This is a genomic window from Brenneria roseae subsp. roseae, assembly GCF_003115845.1.
GTDB classification, from domain to species: domain Bacteria; phylum Pseudomonadota; class Gammaproteobacteria; order Enterobacterales; family Enterobacteriaceae; genus Brenneria; species Brenneria roseae.
On record NZ_KZ819058.1, the window covers coordinates 1 to 1,047 of the forward strand.

A 1,047-nucleotide genomic window follows, 5' to 3' on the forward strand; every position below is an offset into this window, starting at 1 on the left:
TCAACGTGCCCGGCAGCGTGCTGGCGGCAAATACCGATATCAGTGCCACGGTCACTATCCGCGATGACGCCGGGAATGAGACCACAGCAGATACTTCGCGTTCCTATATTGTCGATACTACCGCGCCGGCGGCGTCGATTAGCATCGATATCATCGCCGGCGACGATATCGTCAATGCCGATGAAGCCGGTCAGACCATCAGCGTCACCGGTCAGGTGGGTGACGATGTGAAGGCCGGCGATGCGGTTACCGTTAAAGTTGGCTCAGAAACCTACCAGACCATCGTCAATGCCGACGGCGAGACCTGGAGCGTCAATGTGCCCGGCAGCGTGCTGGCGGCGAATACCGATATCAGCGCCACGGTCACTATCCGCGATGATGCGGGCAATGAGACCTCCGCCGACGCCACCCGGTCGTATACCGTAGATACCACGGCTCCTGAAGCCTCTATCTTGATTGATGTGATTGCCGGCGACGATATCGTTAACGCGGATGAAGCCGGACAGACCATCAGCGTGACCGGTCAGGTGGGTGACGACGTCAAAGCCGGTGATGCGGTCACGGTAACGGTGGGTAACGAGACGTATCAGACCACGGTCAATGCCGATGGCGAGGCCTGGAGCGTCAATGTGCCGGGCAGCGTGCTGGCGGCAAATACTGATATCAGCGCCACGGTGACGACTCGTGATGACGCCGGTAATGAGACCACGGCCGATACTTCGCGTTCCTATATTGTCGATACCAGCGCGCCGGCGGCGTCGATTAGTATCGATACCATCGCCGGCGACGATATCGTCAATGCGGATGAAGCCGGCCAGACTATCAGCGTCACCGGTCAGGTGGGCGATGATGTCAAAGCCGGTGATGCGGTCACGGTAACGGTGGGTAACGAGATTTACCAGACTACGGTGAATGTCGATGGCAAAACCTGGAGCGTCAACGTGCCCGGCAGCGTGCTGGCGGCAAATACCGACGTCAGCGCCACGGTGACGACTCGTGACGACGCGGGGAATGAGACCACCGCGGATACCACCCGTTCTTATACGG

General features: G+C 59.1%; 1 protein-coding gene. It reads left to right on the forward strand.

Going from position 1 to position 1,047, the window contains the following annotated elements; genetic code table 11:
* Window positions 1-1,047: Ig-like domain-containing protein (locus DDT52_RS20800; protein ID WP_136157996.1), on the forward strand; the 1,047-nt coding region annotated here is incomplete at both ends.